Below are 22274 nucleotides of genomic sequence, written 5' to 3'. Positions count from 1 at the left end.
CGCGTGGCCACATTCTCCCCCGCCACCCGCGTGTCCGACCTGCCAGGCAACTTCTTCGCCGACCTCGATCGTCGCATCGCCTCTGCCCGTGCTTCGGGCACCGACGTGATCGATCTGTCGAAGGGCAATCCGGATCTGCCGACGCCGGATCACATCGTGCGTGCGGCGCAGCGGGCCGTCGCCGACCCGGCACATCACCGCTATGGGCCGTTCGAGGCGCTGCCCGATCTCGGTGACGCGATCGCCGCACGCTACCGGATCGATCACGGCGTCGAGGTCGACCCCGCCGAGGACATCGCCGTCTTCCACGGCTCGTCCGAGGGGTTCATGTCCGCGGTGCTCGCGCTCGTGAACCCCGGCGACACGCTCGTGGTGCCCGACCCCGGCTACCCCGCATACCGCGAGGCCGCCTCCCTCGCCGGCGCCGAACTCGCGACCATCGGGTTGGACGCAGAGCGGGGCCACGCGCCCGACCCGGCCAGGGTGGGCGCGGAGCGCGCAGCGGCGATGCTGTTGAACTATCCGCACAACCCGACGGGCGCGGTCGCCGACGCCGACACGTTCGAGACGGCGCTGACCGTGTCGGAGCGTCTCGGTGCGGTGTTTCTGCACGACTTCGCCTACGGCTCGATCGGCTTCGACGAGCCGCCGCTGTCGGCGCTGGCCGTCGACAGCTCCTTCGAGCGCACAGTCGAGATCTCGACCCTCTCGAAGACGTACAACATGGCCGGATGGCGCATCGGGTACGCCGTGGGGAACCCGTCGGTCATCGCCGCGATGCGCGCGCTTCAGGAGTCCGCGTACAGCTCGGTGTTCGGTGCGATGCACGATGCGGCAGCCGCCGCACTCGCGGGCGATCAGGCCCCAGCCAGGCGACTCGTCGATGTGTATCGGCGCCGCCGCGACCTCGTCGTGAGCGCACTGCGGTCATCCGGATGGAACGTGCGCCACACGAGGGGGACTTTCTTCGTCTGGCTGCGCGTCGGCGACGACGACATCGCGTTCGCGCAGGAGCTGCTCGCCTCGCACGGCGTCGCCGTCGCCAGCGGCAGCGGCTTCGGCACAGGTGGGGCCGGCTTCGTGCGCCTCAGCCTCGTGCATGATGAAGAGACGCTGCTGCGGGCGATCGAGCGCTTCCCCGCCCCACGCACCCCGTAACCCGTTCGTCCGGGCCGCATCCGGATGCCGGCCCGCTGTTCTGAGGAGAGACCCATGGCAGACGTCGAGAGCTTCGCGCTCGATCACACCGCGGTGCACGCCCCCTACGTGCGTCGCATCGCCGCCGAGCACGGCCAGGCGGGCGACACCATCAGCAACTTCGATCTGCGGCTGACGCAGCCGAATGAGAGCGACATCCCCACAGGTGCGCTGCACACCATCGAGCATCTGCTCGCGAGCCTGCTGCGTGATCACCTCGATGGGGTGATCGACTGCTCGCCGTTCGGCTGCCGTACCGGGTTCCACCTCATCGTGTGGGGAGAGCCGAGCATCGACGACGTGGCCTCGGCGCTGACATCGGCGCTGCAGTTCATCGCCGAGAAGGCGACATGGGCGGACGTGCCGGGCGTCAGCGCCGTCGAGTGCGGCAACTACCGCGACCACAGCCTGCACGGCGCGCGTGAGTGGGCCGCGAAGATCGTCGCGCAGGGAATCAGCCGCGACGCCTTCTCTCGGGTCGTCTGATGGCATCGTTCCCCGAACTCGCCGATCGCGTCGTCCTGATCACGGGAGCCGCCAGCGGAATCGGCGCCGCGACCGCGGCCGCGTTCCTCGAACAGGGGGCACGGGTGATCTCCGCCGACCTCGCATTCGAGCCCGTCGAGCCGAAGGCCGCGGGCAAGCGCCTGTGGCGGGTGCGGCTCGACGTGACCGATGAGGCCGCCGTGGCTGCCGCCGTCGGCGCGATCGCTCTCGAGGTCGGCCCCGTGGACGCCGTCGTGCATGCAGCCGGCATCTCGACGATGGACTTCGCCGTCGATGCGACGTATGCCGACTGGCAGAAGACGATCGATGTCAACGCGACGGGCTCGTTCCTCGTGGCGCGCGCTGTCGCGCAGCAGCTGGTCGAGACCGGAAGGCCTGGCCGGATCATCCTGCTCGCCTCGCAGGCGGGGAAGAACGGGTACCGCGCGATGACCAGCTATGTCGCGTCGAAGCACGCCGTGATGGGGCTGACGAAGACCATGGCGGTCGAGTTGGCACCGAAGAGCGTCCTGGTCAACGCGATCTGCCCCGGCATCATCGAGACGGCCATGAAGCACCGCGAGCGGGTCGAGGGCGCCGAGCTGCGCGGACTCACCGCAGCCGACATCGAGGCGGAGGATTCCTCGCAGGTGCCGCTGGGCCGCACGGGCACCCCGGAAGACGTCGCGGGCGTCGCCCTCTTCCTCGCCAGCGATCTCGCCTCCTACATGACCGGCCAGGGGATCAACGTCACCGGTGGCATGACGATGCACTGAGAAATCGACTCTTCGGCCGCTGTTCATCTCGGTGGCCGAAAGGTGTCCGACAGGACACTCGGACGTTCATCCGGCCCTCGTAGCTTGTGAACCGCTGCGTCCGGCGCCCGAGCCGTCGCAGCGATCTTCCGGCCGATGCCGGCCTGCGCACGGGGCTCTGCCGTGCACAGGCACAGCTTCGGCACAGCGACCGATGAACTCCGAGGAGCGACATGACTGTGACCACTGGTTCCCTTCGCGCGTGGGGAGCGGCCGCATTCGGCCTCTCCCTCGTGGCGGTGGGACTGGGAAACCCGGCAGGCGGCGAACCGGCGGCGGCCGCCCCCGCTGACGACGCGACCATCGCCGAAGACGCGCAGACCGAGCAGCTCGAAAGCGCTGCGGAGCTGAGCGGTGTGAACGTGCTCCAGACCACGAACACGCGCTCGTGGCGCCTCTCCGGATCGGAAGACATGTCAGGTCTCACCGACGGCGACCGCGATGTCGAGGGCTTCGACGACTGGCGCTCCGGCGGCGCAGAGAACCGAGTCGACCCGAACTGGGTGGCCTACTACTTCGAGCGCCCGACACCGGTCGACGGCGCCGCGCTCTACGAGCCGGTCGAGGCGGACAACGTCGGAGCGGTCACTTTCCAGTGGCGGAACATGCGCGGCGGATGGGAGGACACCTCGGTCGGAACGCTGACGAACGAGGATGACCGGCTCGCGCTCACGGCGGAGTTCGATGTCGTCACGGCAACCGGGTTCCGCGCTGTCTTCGAGAACAAGTCGGACTCCTCCTGGATGCGACTCGCCGAGCTCGAGGTCTGGGGGCCGGAGCAGTGAACGCGCAGCGATACAGCACACCGGCCTCTTCCCGTTCCCCGCGCCGATCCGCCGCGGTGCGGCTGACCGCGGTCGTCGGCGCGGCGGTGACCGCCGGTGCGCTCGCCGTGCCCATCACAGCACCAGAGGCCGAGGCCGCCGAGGACACCGCATCGCGCTTCACCCTCGCGGTGCTGCCCGACACGCAGTTCTACTCGCGGTACTCGGCCGATCAGTTCTTCCCCCGGTACGGGACCGATCCGTTCGAGGTCCAGACGAACTGGCTCGCCGACAACGCAGACGAGCTGAACGTCCGGTTCACGACCCATCTCGGCGACGTGGTCGACCAGGAATGGGTGTCAGGCGAATGGGACGCCGGTGACCGCGCGATGAGCGTGCTCGACGAGGCAGGCATGGACTACTCGGTGCTGCCGGGCAATCACGACGTCTCCGATTGGAACGCGCGCAGCTCAGAGGGAAACGCGCAGAACTACCTGTCGCACTTCTCCGCCGACCGGCTCTCGAGCGACACGCTCGTGTCGTCGCATCAGAACGGCTACTCGAATGCGCACGTGTTCACCGCTGAGGGGCAGGAGTTCCTCGTGCTCGCAATCGGCTGGAACGCCGAGCCCGGCACCTGGGACTGGGCGCAGTCGGTGCTCGATGCGAACCCGACGCTTCCGACGGTCCTCACCTCGCACTCGATCATCGACATCGACAAGGAGACGGGCGAAGCGGCGGACACGGCATTCGGCCAGGAGATGTGGGAGAACCTCATCCGGTCGAACGACCAGATCTTCGTCACGCTCAACGGCCACTCCCACGGGCAGACCCGCCGCGTCGTGACCAACGACGCGGGGCATGACGTGCACCAGATCCTGCTCGACTCCCAGATGGCCGCGGACGGCGGCAACGGGATCATGGGAATGATGGAGTTCGACCTCGAGAACGACCGCATCGACTTCGCGACCGTCTCGCCCTGGGTGACTCAGAAGGATCCAGAGACGCTCACCCCGTCCGACACCCCCGTCGTGTCGACGCCGGAAGCCGACTTCTCGCTCGAGATCGACTTCTCCGAGCGGTTCTCCTTCTCCCCTGATTTCGGTCCCGGTGACGGCGCCTACGGCGACCTCTCCGAGCGGGCGAAGGAGATCGTCAGCGAAGGCTGGGACGGCGGCGACGGCGGCACCGAAGCGGCCGTTGCAGGCAGCCGCGGCGACTACGTCGAGGTTCCGGGAACACTCGCGCACTGGCGCTTCGGCGACCAGGACGAGGGCGTGCTCCCGGAGAACGCGGAGATCACCGACGAGACCGGCGACAACCCGATGTACCGGCTTCCGGTCGACCAGATCAACGCGCCGGCCGAGGTCGAGGACGTCACGATCACGCACAGCGACGCTTCGAACCTCTCGGCGGATGCCGGAGCCGTCTGCTTCGCCGACAGCTCACGGAACACGGGCAAGCTGAACTACCTCACCACGGAGTACGAGACTCCGGTGACCCACGCCTCCTTCGACGAGGGGTACACGATCGAATCGTTCGTCTACCTCGCAGACGACTGGACCGTCGAGGACAACCAGTGGGGCGGTTGGTTCTCCCGCACCGGGCGCCGTTCGGCTCTTCCGGTTACGCCGGAGCGATACGACTACGAAATGGGCCCCGCGTTCTTCTCGGTGTCGAATCTCAGAGAGTTCCAGTGGGCGACGACGAACGGCACCCCGTGGGCCAACACCGGTTCCCTCTGGTCCGGCGAGATCATGACGGGCACGTGGTACCACGTGGCCGCCGTGAACGACCCCGACGCGCACACCACCACGATGTACGTCGACGGCGTGCCCGTGCTGCGCAACGCCACCGACCTCGACGGCATGACGTTCGCTCCGGGCTACCCGTGGGTGATCGGCACGGTGTTCAACTATGACGAGGCCTCCAACGGGTGGAACGGATGCGTGGGCGAGACCCGCATCGTCGACCACGCCGTCGACCCGAGCCAGTTCCTGTACAACCGGGTCGACATCGACGGCGACTTCTCCGTCGTCGACGCGCCGACGGGCGACCTGCCAGCCGGTGCTCAGCTGACCGAGCTCGAGGGCACCGGACGACCCGGAACCGACGTGCGCGTCGCCGACAGTGCCGCAACCGGTGCAGCAGCGGCCGTCTCGACGTCCGACGCATCGCGCGAAAGCGTTCTCGGGGCGACGACCGTGTCCGACGACGGCACGTGGAGCCTGCAGCTCGACTCCGCCATCGCGGAGGCCGGAGCGTACGAGCTGTCGGTGGTGCCGAGCATCGGCACTCGTGACGGCGCCGCAGTCGCACTGGAGTTCGCGATCGAGGCGGACGGTTCCTCTGACGGCACCGACGGCGGAACGGACGGCGCGTCTGACGGGAGCGCCGACGGTTCGACCGATGCGACAGACGGAGGCACATCCGGCGACGGGGTCTCGGACGGAGGCACAGCGACGGACGGCGCGACCACGGACGACGACACCGCCGCGACCGACGGCGACATGCTGCCGGCAACCGGCCTGACGCCGCTGGTCTGGCTCGTGCTCGCATCCGGTCTGATCGCCCTCGGCGTCGGCGCCGTCCTGCGCCTGCGCCGCCGCGCCGACCAGTCCTGACACAGCGGTGGTGCGGTGTCCGCTTCGGACGCCGCACCACCGCTCCCCCGTACGAAGGCTGCCGAGATGCGCACATATCGCCGAGATGCGCCGGTTTTGACGCCCGGCTGTCGAAGAAGTGCGCATCTCGCGAGCGACGCACGGCCATTGCGAATCGCCGTCACCGCCGAATGGCGGCCACGCCAAGCACAACAGCACCGCACACGACGATCACCACGACCACTGGCACGGCCGCCGCGGCGAACTCCGCGCTACTCGGGCCGGGGCCCGCAAGCAGGCTCGTCGCCAGCGCTACCCCCACCGCCACGCCGATCTGACGCGCCGTCGAGGCCATGCCTCCGGCGACGCCGGCGCGCGAGACAGGAAGCCCTGCGACGGCCGTGTTAGTGATCGGAGCGTTCGCGAATCCGATGCCGATGCCGACCAGCAGGTACGCGACGACCAGCTGCCAGAAGTGCATGCCGCCGATCACCCGGAACAGCATCCATCCGCCCGCGAGAAGCCCCACGCCCGCAATGAGCAGAGGAATGCGCGGACCGACCCTGCCGACGAGCGCACCGGACACCGGTGCGAACAGCGCGGCCGGCACCGCCATCGCGAGCGTGGCCGCGCCTGCCGCGACCGGAGGCCATCCCTCGATCTCCTGCAACAGGAACGTCGTGATCACGAGCGTCGCGCTGAAGGCGACGAAGACCGCGACGGCCCCGGCGATCGCACCGGCGAACGTCGGCACACGGAACAGCGCGGGATCGATGAGCGGCGCGGCGCGGCGTCGTTCGACGATCACGAACGTCGTCCCCACGGCGAGCGCGATTCCGTAGGCGGTCAGTGACCACGGTGCTCCCCAACCGATGTGCGGCCCCTCGATGATCACGCTCACGCTCACCGCCAACAGCACGACCAGCAGCAGCTGGCCTGGAGCGTCCAGGCGTCGAGCGACCGAGCCGCGGGACTCCGGCACGACGACTGCGACGGCGAGGAGCACCACGGCGACGATCGGAACGTTCACCCAGAACACCGCACGCCAGTCGAGCGCCGCTACAAGCGCCCCGCCCGTCACGGGCCCCGCAGCCATGCTCACCCCGAACATCGCTCCCCACACACCGATCGCGAGCGCGCGCTCGCGCGGATCCCGCATCGCATTCACGACGATGGCCAGAGCGACCGGCGACAGCATCGACGCCCCGACTCCCTGCAGTGCCCGTGCCGCGATGAGGAGTTCGAGTGACGGCGCCGCGGCGCAGGCGACGGAGGCGAGCGCGAAGACGACCAGACCGATCCGGAACACGCGCCGCCGGCCGAAGCGGTCGGCGAGGGCACCCGCCGTGATGAGCAGGCTGGCGAACGGGATCGTGTAGGCGTCGGCCACCCAGGCAAGACCCCCGGCACCCGCGCCGGTGCCCTCGGCGATCGCCGGGAGGCTGGTCGTCACGATCGTCGTATCCAGGCCCACGAGGAACAGCGCCATGGCACAGACGACGAGGACGGTCCAGCGACGACGAGTGCTCAGTATCGGCGGATCGACGGAGGCGATCTGTGTCATGCGGTGAGTCCCTTCGTGCCGAAAGCTGCACCGTCGATTCTCCTGGGACGGAGCCGTCAGGCCGAGCTGGTTTGCAGATCCTGCAAACTGGGTGCATGGCAGACGACCTCGACGGCATCATCGACGCGATCGGGCCGCGCCTTCGCGGCATCCGGCGCTCCCGCGGTTGGACGCTCGCCGAGGTCGCCGAGCGCTCCGGCCTGTCGCTCAGCCTGCTCTCACGCCTCGAGACTGGCCGGCGCCGGGCCACGCTCGACGCGCTCCTCCCCCTCGCGAGGGTGTACTCCGTCGCGCTCGACCGCCTCGTCGGGGCGCCTGCCACGGGCGATCCGCGTGCGCACCTCCAACCGCACCGCATCGGCGGATCGGGCGTGATCGTCCCGCTGACGCGCCGCCCCAGTCGGGTTCAGATCTTCAAGCACGTGCTGGGGCCGCGCAAACCGCTCATGAAGACGCACGAGGGCCATGCGTGGCTCTATGTGCTCGCCGGCGACCTCCGCCTGCTGCTGGGCGACGACGACATCCGGCTGGGGCCCGGTGAGTCGGCCGAGTTCGACGCGGCGACCCCGCACTGGTTCGGGCCTGCCGACGACCTCGCGGTCGAGATCCTGCACTTCTTCGGCCCGCACGGAGACCGGATCGCCCCACCCGTCGCCGTGTCTTAGGGCGGCAGCGCGGACTAAGAGGAAGCGAACTCGAACCGAGAACAGCTCCGCTCCGTCGCACTGTGATCGCCCGGTCCCGCTATGGGACGCGCTCCGAACGACAGTGATCCGCCTGGCAGCCCTCAAGCGCCCCTGCGACGCGAAGCGGTACGGCTGCACCTCGTGCGGATGGCCGTCCGCGCCGCCGCTCTGCGCGCGGTCGCCGATCAGCGCGAGCACGACGTCCTCATCCGCGGCCAGCTCCTCGACTCGACGCTCTTGTGCCGAGGAAGCGGCTCTCGCGATCGGTGCCCGTCAGAACTGCACGCGGGGCGGCTCCGAGATAGCCGCGCCGTCGATGACCTCGAAGAACTCGCGTTCGGTGAAACCGAGCCCACGGGCGAACATGTTGTTGGGGAACACCTTGATCTTCGTGTTCAGGTCCCGCACGCCGCCGTTGTAGAACCGGCGCGACGCCTGGATCTTGTCCTCCGTGTCGACGAGATCCTTCTGCAGCTCGAGGTAGTTCTGGCTCGCCTGCAGCTGCGGATACGCTTCGGCGACGGCGAACAGGCTCTTCAGCGCCTGCTCCAGGTGCCCCTCCGCGGCCCCGGCTGAGCGCGGCGATGCCGCCTGCAGAGTCTCCGCCCGCGCACGCGTGACGTTCTCGAACACGGCCTTCTCATGGGAAGCGTAGCCCTTGACCGTCTCGATCAGGTTCGGGACGAGATCGGCACGGCGCTTGAGCTGCACCGTGATGTCGCTCCACGCCTCATCGACACGAACGCCGAGCTGCACGAGCGAGTTGTACGTCGCCCACAGATAGATGCCGACGACGACGAGCAGGACAACGACGATCCCGACCGGAATGAGCCACTCCATGTGAAAACCCCCTCGATTGCTGCTCCCAGTGTACGAGCACAAGCAGGGTGCGAACCGTGAAGATCTTCCCCTCGTCATCGCCCGGTACTGTGTCAGTGTGACTGACGAGCTGATCTTCCGCACAGCCGCCCTCACGGACGTGGACCGGATCGTCGGTCTCGTGCAATCGGCGTACCGGGGCGACGCGAGCCGCGCAGGATGGACGACCGAGGCCGATCTGCTCGATGGCCAGCGCACAGATGCCCGCGAGGTCGCCCCGCTCGTATCGGGAGATCCGGATGTCTCGCGCGTCATGCTCGCATGCCGCAGTGACGCCGCACTCGCCTGCTGCCACCTCGAGAACCGCGGCGACCACGCATATTTCGGCATGTTCGCCGTCTCCCCCGACGCGCAGTCCGGCGGCATCGGCCGCGCACTGCTCGCCGAGGCCGAGCGCGTCGCCGCCGCCTGGGGGCGCCCCGAGATCCGGATGACCGTGATCACCGCCCGCGGGGACCTCATCGCCTGGTACGAGCGCCGCGGCTACCACCGCACCGGCGTCATCAGTCCGTTCCCCTACGGCGACGAGCGCTTCGGCGTCCCCCGCCGGGACGACCTCGCCTTCGAGGAGCTGCGCAAATCCCTCTGACCCGCACTATCTCTTCATCTCTGGCACATTTCGGATGCTGTGCACCCCCGGAGATGTGCCAGAAATGAAGAAGAACCCGCTCAGGACGCGGCGGCGTCAAGGGAGAGCGCCGAGGTGAAGGCACGCGGTTCCCCCGTGATGGGGTCGTCGAACTCGAGGTGGTCCGCGAGCAGCTGCAGGGCGTGCGAGAAGTCATAGCGGTCGGGGCCCAGGTCGATCGGGTAGACGGGGTCGCCCAGCAGCGGCATGCCGAGCGCGTTCATATGCACGCGGAGCTGATGCGTCTTGCCGGTGTGCGGTGTGAGTGTGAACTCGCCGATCGCGCGGCCAGCGTGCTCGCCGATGCTGTCCAGCCGCACCGAGGTGTGCGCGTTCGGCTCCCCCGGCACTTCGCTCACGGCGCGCACGCCATCGGCCTTATAGAGCCTGCTCCGAATGTCGACCACCGGGCCACCCGGCTCGAGCCCCAGCGGGAGCGGATCGTCTGGGCGCCACCCGTCCGGCAGCCATGCCAGCGCCCGATACGTCTTGCGTATCCGGCGTTCCTGGAACAGCACCTGGTACCGGCCCCGCGTCGCCGGACGCCGGGAGAGCACGAGCAGCCCCGCGGTGACGCGGTCGAGCCGGTGGATCGCGACGATATCGTCCTCGCCGCGCTCCGCCCGCAGCCGCGTCACGACGCTCTCGCGCACGAACCGGCCGTTCGGCGTCGAAGCGAGGAAGTGCGGCTTGTCGACGACGAGCAGGTCGGCGTCCTCGTGTCGGATGCCGACCTCGAACGGTACGCGAGTCTCCGGCGGGTACGGCTTGTGGAAGAAGTAGAAGCCGCCCGGCGCGACGGGGTCGTCGAGCGATACCCGTTCGCCGAATGCGCTGGTGAGCGAACCGTCGTCGCTCGTGAAGAACTCCGGCTCCAACGCCCGGTCGTCGAACGCCTCTTCCCTCCCGAGCGTCCGCGGGATCACAACGGTCTCGAGCCACTCCCGAATCGTCCCTGGCACCGCATCGCCCGCTGCGGCGTGCGTCTCCCGGCCGCCCGGCGCCCGCAGGCGCGCCGCGGAGATGCCGTCTCGCGGCGGCAGCATCCGTTCTCCCCGAAGCCTCACGAGAACGAGAGTCTACCGGCGCCCGCTGACGGACGCCCGGATGCCCTACGCTGGTCGGATCGTGGCCGACAAGATCGACTTCAAGAAAGCGCTCGACGCCTACAGTGCGCCGCGCGAGGCTTTCCGCCTGGTCGAAGTGCCCGACTTGCGGTACCTGGCGATCGACGGTCACGGCGACCCCAACTCGTCGCCGGAGTATGCCGATGCCCTCGCAGCGCTCTATCCGGTCGCCTACAGACTGAAGTTCGCCAGCAAGTCGGATGGACGAGACTATGTCGTGCCGCCCCTGGAAGGGCTGTGGTGGGCTGACGACATGAGTGCGTTCACGACCGCTCGCGACAAGAGCCGGTGGCATTGGACCATGATGCTGATGATTCCCGACTGGATCGACTCTGAGATGGTCGACGCAGCCGTGGAACTCGTCGGGCGCAGCGACCCTCCGGCACGCCTGCATAGGATCCGCATCGAGACGCTGTCCGAGGGAACCTGCGTGCAGACCCTTCACGTCGGCTCCTTCGATGACGAAGGGCCGGTCCTGGCGCGCATGCACGACGAGTTCATTCCCGCGAACGGGCTCCGGATGAGCGGAGCCCACCATGAGGTGTACTTCAGCGACGTTCGCCGGGTCGCGCCCGACCGGATGCGCACACTGCTCCGGCAGCCGGTGACGCGCATCTGACGCCCTCGCTCTACGCCCCGATGGGGCCGCTTACGCCTGCGCGATTGTGGGCCCGATTCGTCCCCCCAGTGGGATTCGAACCCACACTGTGCCGATTTTAAGTCGGCTGCCTCTGCCGGTTGGGCTATGGGGGGGGGATGCGCCGAGGGCGCCCCACCACGGTATCGGGTGGGGCGCCCTCGGCGGATGAAACGAGCGCTACTGCGCTGCTTCGGCCTTCTCAGCGTCGACGTTCTCAGCGTCCGGCTCCGCCGGAGATGACTCGACCTTCTCGGCCTCCGGCTCGGGCTTCGGCTCGACCGGTGCCGGCTTCGGCTCCTCGACCTTGGGCTTGGGCCGCGAGGCGAACTCCTCGAAGAACCCGCGCGGGTTCTGCGACGTCTGCAGCTGCACCTGGTCGCGCCCCAGGAAGAGGTTGTGCCACCAGCCCCACAGCACGCGCCACTTGCGCTCCCACGTGGGCATCGCCAGGCCGTGGTAGCCGCGGTGCGCCACCCAGGCGAGGAAGCCCTTCAGCGCGAACTTGCCCGACTGGAACACACCGGTGCCGAGGCCGAGGCCCGCGACCGCACCGAGGTTCTTGTGGAAGTAGTCGACGGTGTCTTCGCCGCGCAGCACGGCGACGAGGTTCTTCGCGAGGCGTTTGGCCTGACGCACGGCATGCTGGGCGTTCGGCACGCAGGTGCCGTCGGGCAGACCGCCGGTCTTGTCCGGCACGGCCGCCACGTCACCGGCCGCCCAAGCGCCCTCGATGAGGCCGCCGTCAGCGTCGATCACGCGCAGGTCGGCCTGCGTCGTGATGCGACCGCGCGGCTCGCGGGGCAGGTCGCTGCCGCCCACGACCTGCGGGTTCGCCATCACGCCTGCGGTCCAGATGATGAGGTCGCTGGGGTATTCCTCTCCCGTGTTCGTCTTCACGACGCCGTCGGTCGCGTCGGCGACCTGGGTGTCGAGGTGCACGTAGGCGCCGCGCTTGGCGAGATCCTTCAGCACCCACTCGCTCGTCGGAAGCGACACCTCGGGCATGATCCGTCCCATCGCCTCGATGAGGTGGAACTGAGTCTCCTCGAACGTGATCTCCGGGAACTTGTTGAGCAGCGCCGAGGCCGCAGAACGCAGTTCCCCGAACGTCTCGATCCCAGCGAACCCGCCTCCGACGACGACGACGGTCAGCAGCCGCTTGCGCAGCTCGCTGTCCTTGGGGAGCGACGCCGCCTGCTCGAAGTTCGCGATCAGGCGATCACGCACGGCGATCGCTTCCTCGACCGACTTCAGCCCGATCGCGTTGTCCGCGATGCCCGGGATCGGGAACGTGCGCGAGACCGATCCAGCGGTGACGACGACGTGGTCGTACTCGAAGTCGTACTCCTCGCCGCCGTTCGGTGCGATCGTGGCGACCTTGTTGGCGTGGTCGATGCCGGTGACCTTCGCGTTGATCACCTTCGTGCGCTTGAGGTGGCGTCGGTGCGAGACGACCGTGTGGCGGGGCTCGATCGATCCGGCCGCGACCTCCGGCAGGAAGGGAAGGTAGGTCAGGTACGGCAGCGGGTCGACTACGACGATCTCCGCCTCGCCCTTGCGCAGGTGCTTCTCGAGCTTCCACGCGGTGTAGAAGCCGGCGTAACCGCCGCCGACGATAAGAATCTTGGGCACGAGTGAGGAACTCCTTCAATCGGATGTGCTGGGCGTGCGGCTCTCAGAGCGCGCAGAGCGAGTGCGTCGGACGACAGCAACGAGGCCGAGCGCAATCAGGATACCAGCGCCGCTGAGCGCGACGATCGGCAGCGTCCCCTCGCGCAGCGATTCCGGCGTGGGCAGCCACGGCGATCCGGCCTCCGTCGGTGGCTCAGCAGGCGGCAGCGCGGGCAGCTCGACGTCGCCGACTTCCGGCTGCGTCTGCGCATCGGAGTCGGCGCGGCGATGGAGCCGGATCCATTCCTCGAGGGTCGTCTCTGCGACCGGGTTCTCCGCGACGATCGGCACATCGCTCTCCACAGCACGTTCGGCATCGACGATGCCGTAGCCGTAGTCCGCATCGGGCAGGTCGACGCCGTCGACGCTGCTGGTGGTCTTCACGATCCGGTTGATGACGTTGTCCGCATCGAGTTCCGGATGCGCCGAGCGCACCAGGGCGGCGATGCCCGCCACGATCGGTGCCGCGCCGCTCGTGCCCTCCCACTGCATCAGCGTGCCATCCGGAGCGAGGCCCAGCAGCTCCTCGCTGGGGCCCGTGACGCCGATCGTGATGCCCTGTGTCGAGGCGTCTTTGCTGATGTCGCCTTCGCGGTCGACGCCGCCGACGACCAGCACGCCGGGAATCGTCGCCGGCGCGCCGACGGATTCCGTGCCGCTGCTGCGGTTGCCCGCCGCGACCACGACGACCGCGTCGTGGTCGAAGGCGTACAGGAATGCGTCGTCCCACGACTCGTCCCAGCTGAGCGTATTGGTCGTCCACGAGAGATTGATCACGTCTGCGCCGTTGTCGACGGCCCACCGGATCGCCTCCGGCACCTGGTCGACGAAGGGAACGGCGACGGATGCCTCGAACCCGACCGAGATGGACAGGAGATCAGCCTCCGGTGCGACACCGATGAAGCCTTCATCCTCGCCCGTGCCGCGGGCCGCCGCGATCGAACCGACGAGCGTGCCGTGGTTGCGATTGAGCACTCCGACCGGCGTGCGACCGTCATCCGAACCGCTTCCCGACACGTCTGTTCCGGCCGAGACCGCAGTGTCGACCTCCTCCGCGCCGGTGCCGATGCCGGTGTCGATGACGGCGATCGTCGTACCCTCGCCGCGCGTGGTCTCCCATGCATCGCTGATGCCGTACTCGTCGAGCCAGTACTCGGCTGCCCTGATCGGATCTTCCTTCGGCTCTTCGTCCTCGTCCTTGTGATCCTCCGCCACCGCTGCACCGCTGAGCAGCACGACGGCGGCGATCGTACCCGCGATCACCGCGCTCGCACGCCTGACAGCGCCGGCGATCATCCGGCGGCTCCCGCGGTTTCATCGCGCAGCGCGGCACCGGGGTCGACGCACTCGCAGCGCTCGGGTGACCATGCGGAGCGGCGCAGCGCTTCGTCGCCGAACGGGTTCACACCCCGACCCGCTGCGAGCGCGTGACCGGCGAGAGCGTGCAGGCACTTCACTCGCGTCGGCATCCCGCCGGCGGAGATGCCGTCGATCTCCGAGACCTCCCCGAACTGCGCGCGGTCGGCCAAGAACGCCTCGTGCGCCGCGGTGTACTGCTCCCTCGCCTCGTCGTCCTCGGCGAGGCGCCGGTTCATCTCGACCATGACCTGACCGGCCTCGAGCCGGGACATCTCAGCGGTGGCCGCCGGGTGGGTCAGATAGTAGAAGGTCGGGAACGGCGAGCCGTTCTCGAGTCGCGGTGCGGTCGACACGACAGTCGGATTGCCGCAGACGCAGCGCGCGGAGATCCCGACGACTCCGCGGGCCTCGCGCCCGAGCTGCTCGGACACGACCCGGATGTCGGCGGCCGTTGCTGGAGCGAAGGGCGGAGTCGTCACGCGTCCAGGGTATCGAGACCGGCTGACAAACGACTCGAACCACAGAAGCCGCCGGTCGGCCGCCGCATCTCGACGTCGCAGCGACCAGACGACAAGAGGTCGCGTCGGCTTGTTCGGTCGCCCCGCGTCGTCGGCGCAGCCGCACTACTCCGCTGCGGCTCGCTCCGAGAGACCGGCCTCGGTGATGGAGCGCAGCAGCTGCCCGCCCCAGTCGCTGCGGGCTTCCTCGACCTCATCGCTGACAGGCTCCGCATCCCGCGGCTGCTCGGACTCGTCGAGGTCGTTCACGATCAGATACGGCACCTCGCCCGGTTTGGTGTAGTACAGCCGCTCACGGGCCTGCGCCATGATGTACGCCTCGTCGCCCCAGCGCTGCTGCTCGTCCTCGAGCGCATCGATCTCGCTCTGCGTCAGCTGCACCGACTCCTCGAGTGCGGCGATCTTCTGACGCTGCTCGACGTAGGTCGACACGGTCGGCACGAGTACGAGCGCACCCAGCACCACGAGCGCGAGCATGATCATGGTGAAACCCGACAGCCGGAGCCGAGCGAGCCACTCGCGCGCTGACGAACGGGAAGGGGGAGCCGATGTGCTCATCCGCTCCCCCTTCCGTCAGTGCTTGTGCGTGATCAGCCCGCGAATCGCGGGTAGGCACCGCGACCGGCGAACACCGCCGCGTCACCGAGCTCCTCTTCGATCCGCAGAAGCTGATTGTACTTCGCGACGCGGTCGCTGCGAGCGGGCGCGCCCGACTTGATCTGACCGCAGTTCACAGCGACGGAGAGGTCGGCGATCGTGGTGTCCTCGGTCTCACCCGACCGGTGCGACATCATGGCGGTGTAGCCGGCGTTCTGCGCCATCGACACGGCGTCGAAGGTCTCGGTGAGAGTGCCGATCTGGTTGACCTTCACCAGGAGCGAGTTGGCGACGCCGTCCTTGATGCCGCGAGCGAGGCGCTCGGGGTTGGTGACGAACAGGTCGTCGCCGACGAGCTGCACCTTGTCGCCGATGGCGGCGGTGAGGGCGCTCCAGCCCTCCCAGTCGTCTTCGGCGAGCGCGTCTTCGATGGTGACGAGCGGGTAGTTCGCGACGAGCTCCTCGTAGTACTTCGTGAGCTCCTCCGCCGTCATGTCCTTGCCCTCGAAGTGGTATTTCCCGTCCGAGAAGAACTCGGTCGAGGCCACGTCGAGACCGACGGCGATGTCCTTGCCGGGAGTGAAGCCGGCCTTCTCGATCGACGCCATCAGGAAGTCGAGCGCCTCGCGGTTGTTCGGCAGGTCGGGGGCGAAGCCGCCCTCGTCGCCGAGGCCCGTGGCGAAGCCGCCCGCGAGCAGCTCCTTCTTGAGCACCTGATAGGTCTCCGCACCCCAGCGGATCGACTCGGAGAACGTCTCGGCGCCGTGCGGCACGAGGAAGAACTCCTGCATCTCGATGCCGTTGTCCGCGTGCTCGCCGCCGTTGATGACGTTCAGCGCAGGAACGGGCAGCACGTGCGCGTTGGGGCCGCCGAGGTAGCGGAACAGGGGAAGATCGGCGCTGTCGGCTGCCGCCTTGGCGACGGCGAGGCTGACGCCGAGGATCGCGTTGGCACCCGTGCGCTTCTTGTTCTCGGTGCCGTCGGTCGCGTTCAGGGTGGCGTCGACGAGGCGCTGGTCGCTCGCGTCGAGGCCCTCAACAGCCGGGCCGAGTTCGTCGAGGACCGAATCGACGGCCTTGAGCACGCCCTTGCCGCCGTAGCGGTTCTTGTCGCCGTCGCGCAGTTCGTATGCTTCGAACGCACCGGTCGATGCGCCGGAGGGAACAGCGGCACGCTGCACGATGCCGTCGCCGAGCAGGACCTCGACCTCGACGGTCGGGTTGCCGCGCGAGTCGAGGATCTCGCGAGCGCCTACAGCTTCGATTTCTGCCACGGATGACTCCTTCAGAAGTGGTCTTGGTCCCGCACCGCGGCTGTGTCCGCACGCCGCACCGGGCTCGCACCCAGCCTATCCGGATCGCACCGACGATCCAGCATCCGGATGCTGCGGCACGAATCCGGTGAGTCTGTCGGAACGGAACTGCCCCGTCACCATGAGCACGATGATGACTACGGCGAGCACGATCCACATCGGAACGCCCATTGGTGCGATCAGCGCGGGATCGGGCTCCGTGCCCGCCGCTGTGAACAGAAGCGTCGCCTGGCCGACGGAGTTGAGCGCGCCGTGTGCGAACACGGCCGGCCACACCGATCCGGTGCGCAGCCGGAGCCAGCCGAACAGCACCCCGAGCAGCACGCATGCGACGACCATCATCAGAACGCCTGAGACGTCGGTGCGCCCGTAGTTGTGACCGAGCAGGATGAGCGGCGCGTGCCACAGCCCCCAGACCACCCCTGTGATGAGCAGCGTCGGCCATACGCCGCGCGGCCGCAGCGCCGCGGTCAGCCATCCGCGCCAGCCGATCTCCTCCCCGAAGGCGGCGATCGCGTTGGGCACGACGGCGACGAACGGAACCGTCGCGAGCTGGGTGATCACGATGGCCCAGGGGCTGACACCTGCCAGATCGGCTCCCGCAGCCTCGATCTGGGCGGTGAAGCCCGAGAGGTCCTGCAGATCGAGCTCGACGAAGCCGAGCATTCCGGAGAGCGCGATGCCCACCATGGTGAGCACGAGCGGACCGAACAGGCCGATCACGCAGAACCAGACGGTGCGCCCGACGGGCTTCAGCGGCCACATGCCGAGGAAGCGCAGTGCGCCGCGGCGCGGAGCCCGCATCACGAGGGTGACCACGAGCACCGCCAGCGCGGGGGTGAACATCATCGCCACGGCGATCACCTGCCCTACCAGCGGCGGCACCGGCCCGAGCCACAGCGGGATCGCCACGGCCCATGCGAGCGCCAATGCGACGAGGACGAATACCGTGATGGGGCCCCATCCGACCCGTGGAATGCCGCTGTCTCTGCGCCGCGTGCTGTCGTTTTCCGTGGTGTCCGTCATGATCTGCTTCCTTCTTCGTCTCGTCCATCGTCGTCATCCGGAATCATGGCTGCCAGCAGGGCGGCACCTGTGGCCGCATCGTCGACCGTAACGGTGACCCTCTTCCCCGCATCCGTCGTGACGCGAATCGCCTCTCCCGCGCGCATCACGATGCCGAGCCCCGTTCCGACTCCGTAGCGCCACCCCCACCCGCCGAATTCGCCCATCGGACTGACCTGGACCACATCGACCGACCGGATGCTCTCGCGCGGCACATGCTTGCGCGGCCAGCCCAGCGGGGCGCGCACGGTGAGGCCGTCGTCGTCGACGCGCACGACGAACACGAAGCTGAGCATGACGGCGGCCGTGACCAGTGCCAGCGCCGCGTACGTGATCCAGGTGCCGACGCTCATGGCGCCGCTGAGCCTGACGTCGAGGATCGTGATGGTGAGGGCGAGGCCGGCCAGCACTGCGACGCCGACTCCGAGCACGATGAGTCCGGCCCGGGCGATCGACACGCTGCGGATCCATACGGCGCGCTCGCCCGACCCGAGTTCGAGCGCCTCCGGCGCCTCGCCGCCCTCCTCATCTGCGGGAACGGAGAGAGACAGCTTCCATGCGGCGAACCCGAGCAGCACGCCGACGACGACACCTCCCAGGAGGGACCAGCCGGTGCCCGGCGCGTCGCGCGCGTCGTCGAGGCCGATCTGCGCGACCGCCGAGGCGAACTGGCTCAGCCCGAGGAGCGAGACCTCGCCCCACACGATCGCGGCGATCAGCTTGTACGAGACACGCCCACCGGAGTTCGTCCGGATGCCGGAGAGCACCAGCGTCGCGAGCAGCACGACGAGCCCGCCGCCGATGCCTGCGATCGTCGCCGGGATCGTCCACGCCGGCCCGAACCCGTTGGGCCCGCCGGTGAGTCCCCAATGGATAGCCGCGGGGTCGGGCATGTGCGGCAGCAGTACGACGAGGACCAGGGAGAGCACCGCGATCACGCCCAACGGCAGGATCAGTCCCACCCAGCGGAACCGGCGAACGGCCCTCGCGCGCAGCGCGTCGTATGTATTGGTCACGTCAGTCCTTTCGTGGAGGGACGGTTCGCTTCTGCACCGGATGCGGGTCGTCGCGGACGAGCCCGGCCAGCACCTCCGTCGAGACGCCGAGCGCCGAGGCACGATCGATGAGCGCTCGAATGTCGTCGCGCAGTTCTGCGACCTGGCCTGCCGCGGCGGTGACAACCGCTCCCCTGCCAGGGCGCATGTCGACGAGGCCGTCGTCGCGCAGCTGCTGGTACGCATGCAGCACGGTATGCAGGTTCACGCCGAGCGAGGCGGCGACCTGCTTCGCCGAGGGGAGCCTGTCCCCTTCGCCGACGGCGCCTGCGACGATGTCGCCCCGGATCGACGCAGCGATCTGTGTGAAGACGGGGGCCTCACGCGCCGGGTCGATCCGGATGAGCATACGTATATTCTAGCTCAATTAGAACTATTGATCCGATATCCCGCCTAGATCCTCGTCGCAGCTGCCTGGCCGGATGAGACGGGCACCCTCAGACCCCTGCCGGTCGGACCACGCGCATCGCACTGCCGCGTCACCGGCAAACTGTACGATCCGCTCATGGCCTCTCCCTCGCTCTCTCGCCGACTCGGTCTGGGCGACGCCGTCGCGATCGGACTCGGCTCAATGATCGGAGCCGGGGTGTTCGCGGTGTTCGCCCCTGCGTCCGCCGCCGCAGGATCCGGCCTGCTGATCGGGCTCGCACTGGCAGCCGTCGTCGCCTTCGCGAACGCGACGAGCTCCGCTCAGCTCGCTGCGGTGCATCCGGTCTCCGGCGGCAGCTACGCGTACGGCCGCGCCGAGCTGAACGACTGGTGGGGTTTCCTCGCCGGGTGGTGCTTCATGATCGGCAAGACGGCGAGCTGCGCCGCCATGGCACTCACGTTCGCCGCATATGCCTGGCCGGGTATGGAACGCCCGGTCGCGATCGCGGCGGTCGTGCTGCTGTGCGCGATCAACCTCGCCGGTGTCACGCGCACGGTGTTGGCGACGAAGATCATCGTCTCACTCGTGCTCGTGGTGCTGGCCGTCGTCGTCGCCGCGGGAGTGACAGCAGGGCTCGACAATCCGTCCGTCGCCGCTCCGGGCGATGCGGCAGTTCTGGTCAGCGGCGCGCCCCCGACGTTCCTCGGCGACGGGCTCTGGGCATCCGGATGGCACGGAATCCTGCAGTCGGCGGGACTGATCTTCTTCGCCTTCGCCGGCTACGCGCGCATCGCCACGATGGGCGAGGAGGTGCGCGACCCGCGCCGCACGATCCCGCGGGCGATCGTTGCCGCACTGACCGGCGCGGTGGTCGTCTACGCTGTGCTCGCCGCCGTCGTGCTGTGGGCGCTCGGGCCCCAGGGCGCGGCGGATTCGAGCGCTCCCCTGGCCGATGTCGTCAGCGCAGCCGGATGGACGTGGGCGGAACCCGCGGTCAGGGTCGGTGCGGCCCTCGCGTCGTTGGGCGCACTGCTGGCGCTGTTCGCCGGTCTCGGCCGAACCGGGCTCGCGATGGCGCGAGAAGGCGATCTGCCGCGTTTCCTCTCGGCCGTCTCGACGCGCACCGGTGTGCCGCATCGCGCTGAGATCACCGTCTGCATCGTGGTGATCGTGCTGGTCGCATTCGTCGACCTGCGCGGCGCGATCGGGTTCTCGTCGTTCGGCATCATGCTCTACTACCTCGTCGCGAACCTCGCAGCGCTCCGCCAGGGGCGCGATGCGCGCCGCTACCCGCGCTGGCTGCAGGTGCTCGGCGCCGTGCTGTGCGTGGTGATCGCGGCGAGCCTGCCGTGGCAGAGCATTCTCGGCGGCGTCATCGTCATCGCGCTGGGCCTGGCGTATCGCGTCATCCGGCTGCGCCGAGCGCGCTGACCCGCCCCGAGACACTGCACAATCGCCGACCCGCGGCATATCCACCCGGATTCTGCCGCGGGCCGGCGAATCTGCCGCAGCTCAGCATCGCGCGGGGCGCCGCGGCTCGGCGCCCCCGACTCGGCGCTGCAGGGCGCCGCGCGCTCAGCCGAGTGGCTTCAGCTCCAGGTCGGCGCGGGCCTGGCCGGCGCGCACCGCGGCGAACGCCGTGTACCCGTCGGACGCGGCGCGGGCGAGCAGGTTCTTGAGGTTGTTGGTGCGCTGCTCGAGCCGCACGCGCTTGCCCTCGGCGATGAGCGCGGCCTTCAGCCCCACCAGATCCGCAACCGGGACATCCTTGTCGTGCACGAGCACGACAGCTTCCGCGGCCTCCGCCTCGGTCAGCTCCACCAGGTCGACGATGCGCTCGAACCCGATCGAGAAGCCGACAGCCGGCACGTCCTGCCCGAGGAAGCGTCCGATCATGCCGTCATAGCGGCCCCCGCCGCCGAGCGAGTACCCGACGCTGGCGTGCGCGACCTCGAAGATGGTGCCGGTGTAGTACCCCATGCCGCGCACCAGGAACGGGTCGAACTCGAGGCTCGCCGCCGCGCCGACGGCGTGGCCGATGCCGACCAGGTGCGCGACCACGTCATCCGGAACGCCCTCGGGAAGCCCCGCGCGGATCTGCGCCTCACCGAACACCGGCTGCTCGGATGTCTCGCGCCCGAGGAACGTCTCGAACGCGTCGACCGCCGCGGCGGACGCGCCTCGCTCGCGCAGCTCGGCGGCCACGCCGTCCGGTCCGATCTTGTCGAGCTTGTCGATCGTGATGAGAACGCCGGGGCGCTCGTCTACCGGGAAGCCGAACACGTCGAGCATCGCGTCGAGCGCGCGGCGGTCGTTGATCCGGATGACGACGTCGCCCAGGCCCAGCGTGTCGAAGGTGTCGAGCGATGCGGCCAGCAGCTCTGCCTCGGCACGCGAGGACGCGTCGCCGATGATGTCGATGTCGCATTGCACGAACTGGCGGTAGCGACCCTTCTGCGGCCGCTCCGCGCGCCACACCGGCGCGATCTGCACCGAGCGGAAGACGCCGGGCAGATCGGCGCGGTTCGACGCGTAGAAGCGCGACAGCGGCACCGTCAGGTCGTAGCGCAGGCCGAGATCGGTCAGCGCCGACTGATCGTCGGCCGCCGCGGCGATCTTCTCGGGCGTCAGCCCACGACGCAGCACGTTGAACGCCAGCTTCTCGTTATCCCCGCCGATACCCGCATGCAGCCGCGAGTACTCCTCCATCACCGGGGTCTCGATCTCATCGAACCCGTGGGCGCGGTAGCGGTCCCGGATGATCGCGAGCACGCGCTCACGACGATTCTTGTCGGCGGGGAGGAAGTCGCGCATTCCGCGCGGAGCGTTAACGGCAGCCATAGCGTCCCCATTCTTCCAGAACCCGGCGCGTGCCCCCGTCAGGCCGCGCATCGTGGCTCAGGTGCGGCGAACTGCCGCTCCGCACCACCCATAGGG

At 68.8% G+C, this 22274-nt stretch carries 21 protein-coding genes and 1 tRNA gene; 9 read left to right on the top strand and 13 right to left on the bottom strand.

Features of this window, described 5'->3' with window-relative positions; translation table 11 throughout:
- Positions 1 to 3: 3 nt before the first annotated feature.
- The 5 genes from DZG09_RS08365 to DZG09_RS08345 all read left to right on the top strand — a co-directional run bounded on the left by DZG09_RS08365 (position 4) and on the right by DZG09_RS08345 (position 5886).
- Positions 4 to 1158, top strand: coding sequence for an aminotransferase class I/II-fold pyridoxal phosphate-dependent enzyme (locus tag DZG09_RS08365; protein WP_119697133.1), 1155 nt, complete (start codon positions 4 to 6; stop codon positions 1156 to 1158).
- Positions 1159 to 1212: 54 nt separating this feature from the next.
- Positions 1213 to 1683 carry an S-ribosylhomocysteine lyase gene (locus DZG09_RS08360; RefSeq protein WP_119697132.1) on the top strand — a complete coding sequence of 157 codons (471 nt, stop codon included), beginning with the start codon at positions 1213 to 1215 and terminating at the stop codon, positions 1681 to 1683.
- Positions 1683 to 2459: an SDR family NAD(P)-dependent oxidoreductase gene (locus tag DZG09_RS08355; RefSeq protein ID WP_119697131.1), complete on the top strand. Its 777-nt coding sequence runs from the start codon at positions 1683 to 1685 to the stop codon at positions 2457 to 2459. Before DZG09_RS08360 ends, DZG09_RS08355 begins: the two co-directional genes overlap by 1 nt.
- A gap of 212 nt (positions 2460 to 2671) precedes the next feature.
- Positions 2672 to 3283: a hypothetical protein gene (locus DZG09_RS08350; RefSeq protein WP_119697130.1), complete on the top strand. Its 612-nt coding sequence runs from the start codon at positions 2672 to 2674 to the stop codon at positions 3281 to 3283.
- 56 nt (positions 3284 to 3339) lie between these two features.
- On the top strand, positions 3340 to 5886 hold the full coding sequence (locus DZG09_RS08345; RefSeq protein ID WP_162893236.1) for a metallophosphoesterase: 2547 nt from the start codon (positions 3340 to 3342) through the stop codon (positions 5884 to 5886).
- Between the two features lie 160 nt (positions 5887 to 6046).
- On the opposite strand, the gene DZG09_RS08340 is transcribed toward DZG09_RS08345, so the two are convergent.
- Positions 6047 to 7429, bottom strand: coding sequence for an MFS transporter (locus DZG09_RS08340; protein ID WP_119697128.1), 1383 nt, complete (start codon positions 7427 to 7429; stop codon positions 6047 to 6049).
- A 95-nt stretch (positions 7430 to 7524) separates the two neighbouring features.
- On the opposite strand from DZG09_RS08340, the gene DZG09_RS08335 reads away from it, so the two are divergent.
- Complete coding sequence (locus DZG09_RS08335) at positions 7525 to 8094, top strand: helix-turn-helix domain-containing protein (protein WP_119697127.1); 570 nt, start codon at positions 7525 to 7527, stop codon at positions 8092 to 8094.
- A 294-nt stretch (positions 8095 to 8388) separates the two neighbouring features.
- Here DZG09_RS08335 and DZG09_RS08330 read toward each other — a convergent pair whose 3' ends face one another.
- Complete coding sequence (locus DZG09_RS08330; RefSeq protein WP_119697126.1) at positions 8389 to 8955, bottom strand: LemA family protein; 567 nt, start codon at positions 8953 to 8955, stop codon at positions 8389 to 8391.
- Positions 8956 to 9052: 97 nt separating this feature from the next.
- Between DZG09_RS08330 and DZG09_RS08325 the strand changes: the two genes are divergently transcribed.
- On the top strand, positions 9053 to 9583 hold the full coding sequence (locus tag DZG09_RS08325) for a GNAT family N-acetyltransferase (protein ID WP_119697460.1): 531 nt from the start codon (positions 9053 to 9055) through the stop codon (positions 9581 to 9583).
- Positions 9584 to 9663: 80 nt separating this feature from the next.
- Here DZG09_RS08325 and DZG09_RS08320 read toward each other — a convergent pair whose 3' ends face one another.
- Positions 9664 to 10689 (bottom strand): pseudouridine synthase, encoded by a 1026-nt coding sequence (locus DZG09_RS08320; RefSeq protein ID WP_240423773.1) that lies wholly within the window; start codon positions 10687 to 10689, stop codon positions 9664 to 9666.
- Positions 10690 to 10729: 40 nt separating this feature from the next.
- Between DZG09_RS08320 and DZG09_RS08315 the strand changes: the two genes are divergently transcribed.
- The gene (locus DZG09_RS08315; RefSeq protein ID WP_119697124.1) at positions 10730 to 11368 is read left to right on the top strand and encodes a GyrI-like domain-containing protein; all 639 of its coding nucleotides are present in this window, start codon (positions 10730 to 10732) and stop codon (positions 11366 to 11368) included.
- Positions 11369 to 11428: 60 nt separating this feature from the next.
- Here DZG09_RS08315 and DZG09_RS08310 read toward each other — a convergent pair.
- The 9 genes from DZG09_RS08310 to DZG09_RS08270 form a co-directional block, all read right to left on the bottom strand.
- Positions 11429 to 11502, bottom strand: a tRNA-Leu gene (locus DZG09_RS08310).
- 64 nt (positions 11503 to 11566) lie between these two features.
- Complete coding sequence (locus DZG09_RS08305; protein WP_119697123.1) at positions 11567 to 13021, bottom strand: NAD(P)/FAD-dependent oxidoreductase; 1455 nt, start codon at positions 13019 to 13021, stop codon at positions 11567 to 11569.
- A gap of 15 nt (positions 13022 to 13036) precedes the next feature.
- Positions 13037 to 14356 (bottom strand): S8 family serine peptidase, encoded by a 1320-nt coding sequence (locus DZG09_RS08300; RefSeq protein WP_119697122.1) that lies wholly within the window; start codon positions 14354 to 14356, stop codon positions 13037 to 13039.
- Positions 14353 to 14898, bottom strand: a complete 546-nt coding sequence (locus tag DZG09_RS08295; protein WP_119697121.1) for a DUF501 domain-containing protein — start codon at positions 14896 to 14898, stop codon at positions 14353 to 14355. The genes DZG09_RS08300 and DZG09_RS08295 overlap by 4 nt, the downstream gene beginning before the upstream one ends.
- 144 nt (positions 14899 to 15042) lie before the next feature.
- Complete coding sequence (locus DZG09_RS08290) at positions 15043 to 15495, bottom strand: septum formation initiator family protein (protein ID WP_119697120.1); 453 nt, start codon at positions 15493 to 15495, stop codon at positions 15043 to 15045.
- Between the two features lie 32 nt (positions 15496 to 15527).
- Entirely contained in the window at positions 15528 to 16808 is a 1281-nt protein-coding gene (gene eno, locus DZG09_RS08285; protein WP_119697119.1) for a phosphopyruvate hydratase, read from the bottom strand.
- Between the two features lie 75 nt (positions 16809 to 16883).
- Positions 16884 to 17873 (bottom strand): CPBP family intramembrane glutamic endopeptidase, encoded by a 990-nt coding sequence (locus tag DZG09_RS08280; protein ID WP_119697118.1) that lies wholly within the window; start codon positions 17871 to 17873, stop codon positions 16884 to 16886.
- A complete protein-coding gene (locus tag DZG09_RS08275) occupies positions 17870 to 18928 on the bottom strand; it encodes a DUF1648 domain-containing protein (protein WP_162893235.1) in 1059 nt (352 codons plus the stop codon). The genes DZG09_RS08280 and DZG09_RS08275 overlap by 4 nt, the downstream gene beginning before the upstream one ends.
- A 1-nt stretch (position 18929) precedes the next feature.
- Entirely contained in the window at positions 18930 to 19316 is a 387-nt protein-coding gene (locus DZG09_RS08270) for a GntR family transcriptional regulator (protein ID WP_119697116.1), read from the bottom strand.
- A gap of 156 nt (positions 19317 to 19472) precedes the next feature.
- Between DZG09_RS08270 and DZG09_RS08265 the strand changes: the two genes are divergently transcribed.
- Complete coding sequence (locus DZG09_RS08265) at positions 19473 to 20768, top strand: APC family permease (RefSeq protein WP_119697115.1); 1296 nt, start codon at positions 19473 to 19475, stop codon at positions 20766 to 20768.
- A 144-nt stretch (positions 20769 to 20912) separates the two neighbouring features.
- On the opposite strand, the gene hisS is transcribed toward DZG09_RS08265, so the two are convergent.
- Positions 20913 to 22178 carry a histidine--tRNA ligase gene (hisS, locus tag DZG09_RS08260; protein WP_119697114.1) on the bottom strand — a complete coding sequence of 422 codons (1266 nt, stop codon included), beginning with the start codon at positions 22176 to 22178 and terminating at the stop codon, positions 20913 to 20915.
- Positions 22179 to 22274: the final 96 nt, after the last annotated feature.

The organism is Microbacterium halotolerans, assembly GCF_003569805.1.
GTDB lineage: Bacteria > Actinomycetota > Actinomycetes > Actinomycetales > Microbacteriaceae > Microbacterium > Microbacterium halotolerans.
This window is presented reverse-complemented; position numbering and strand designations above follow the sequence as displayed.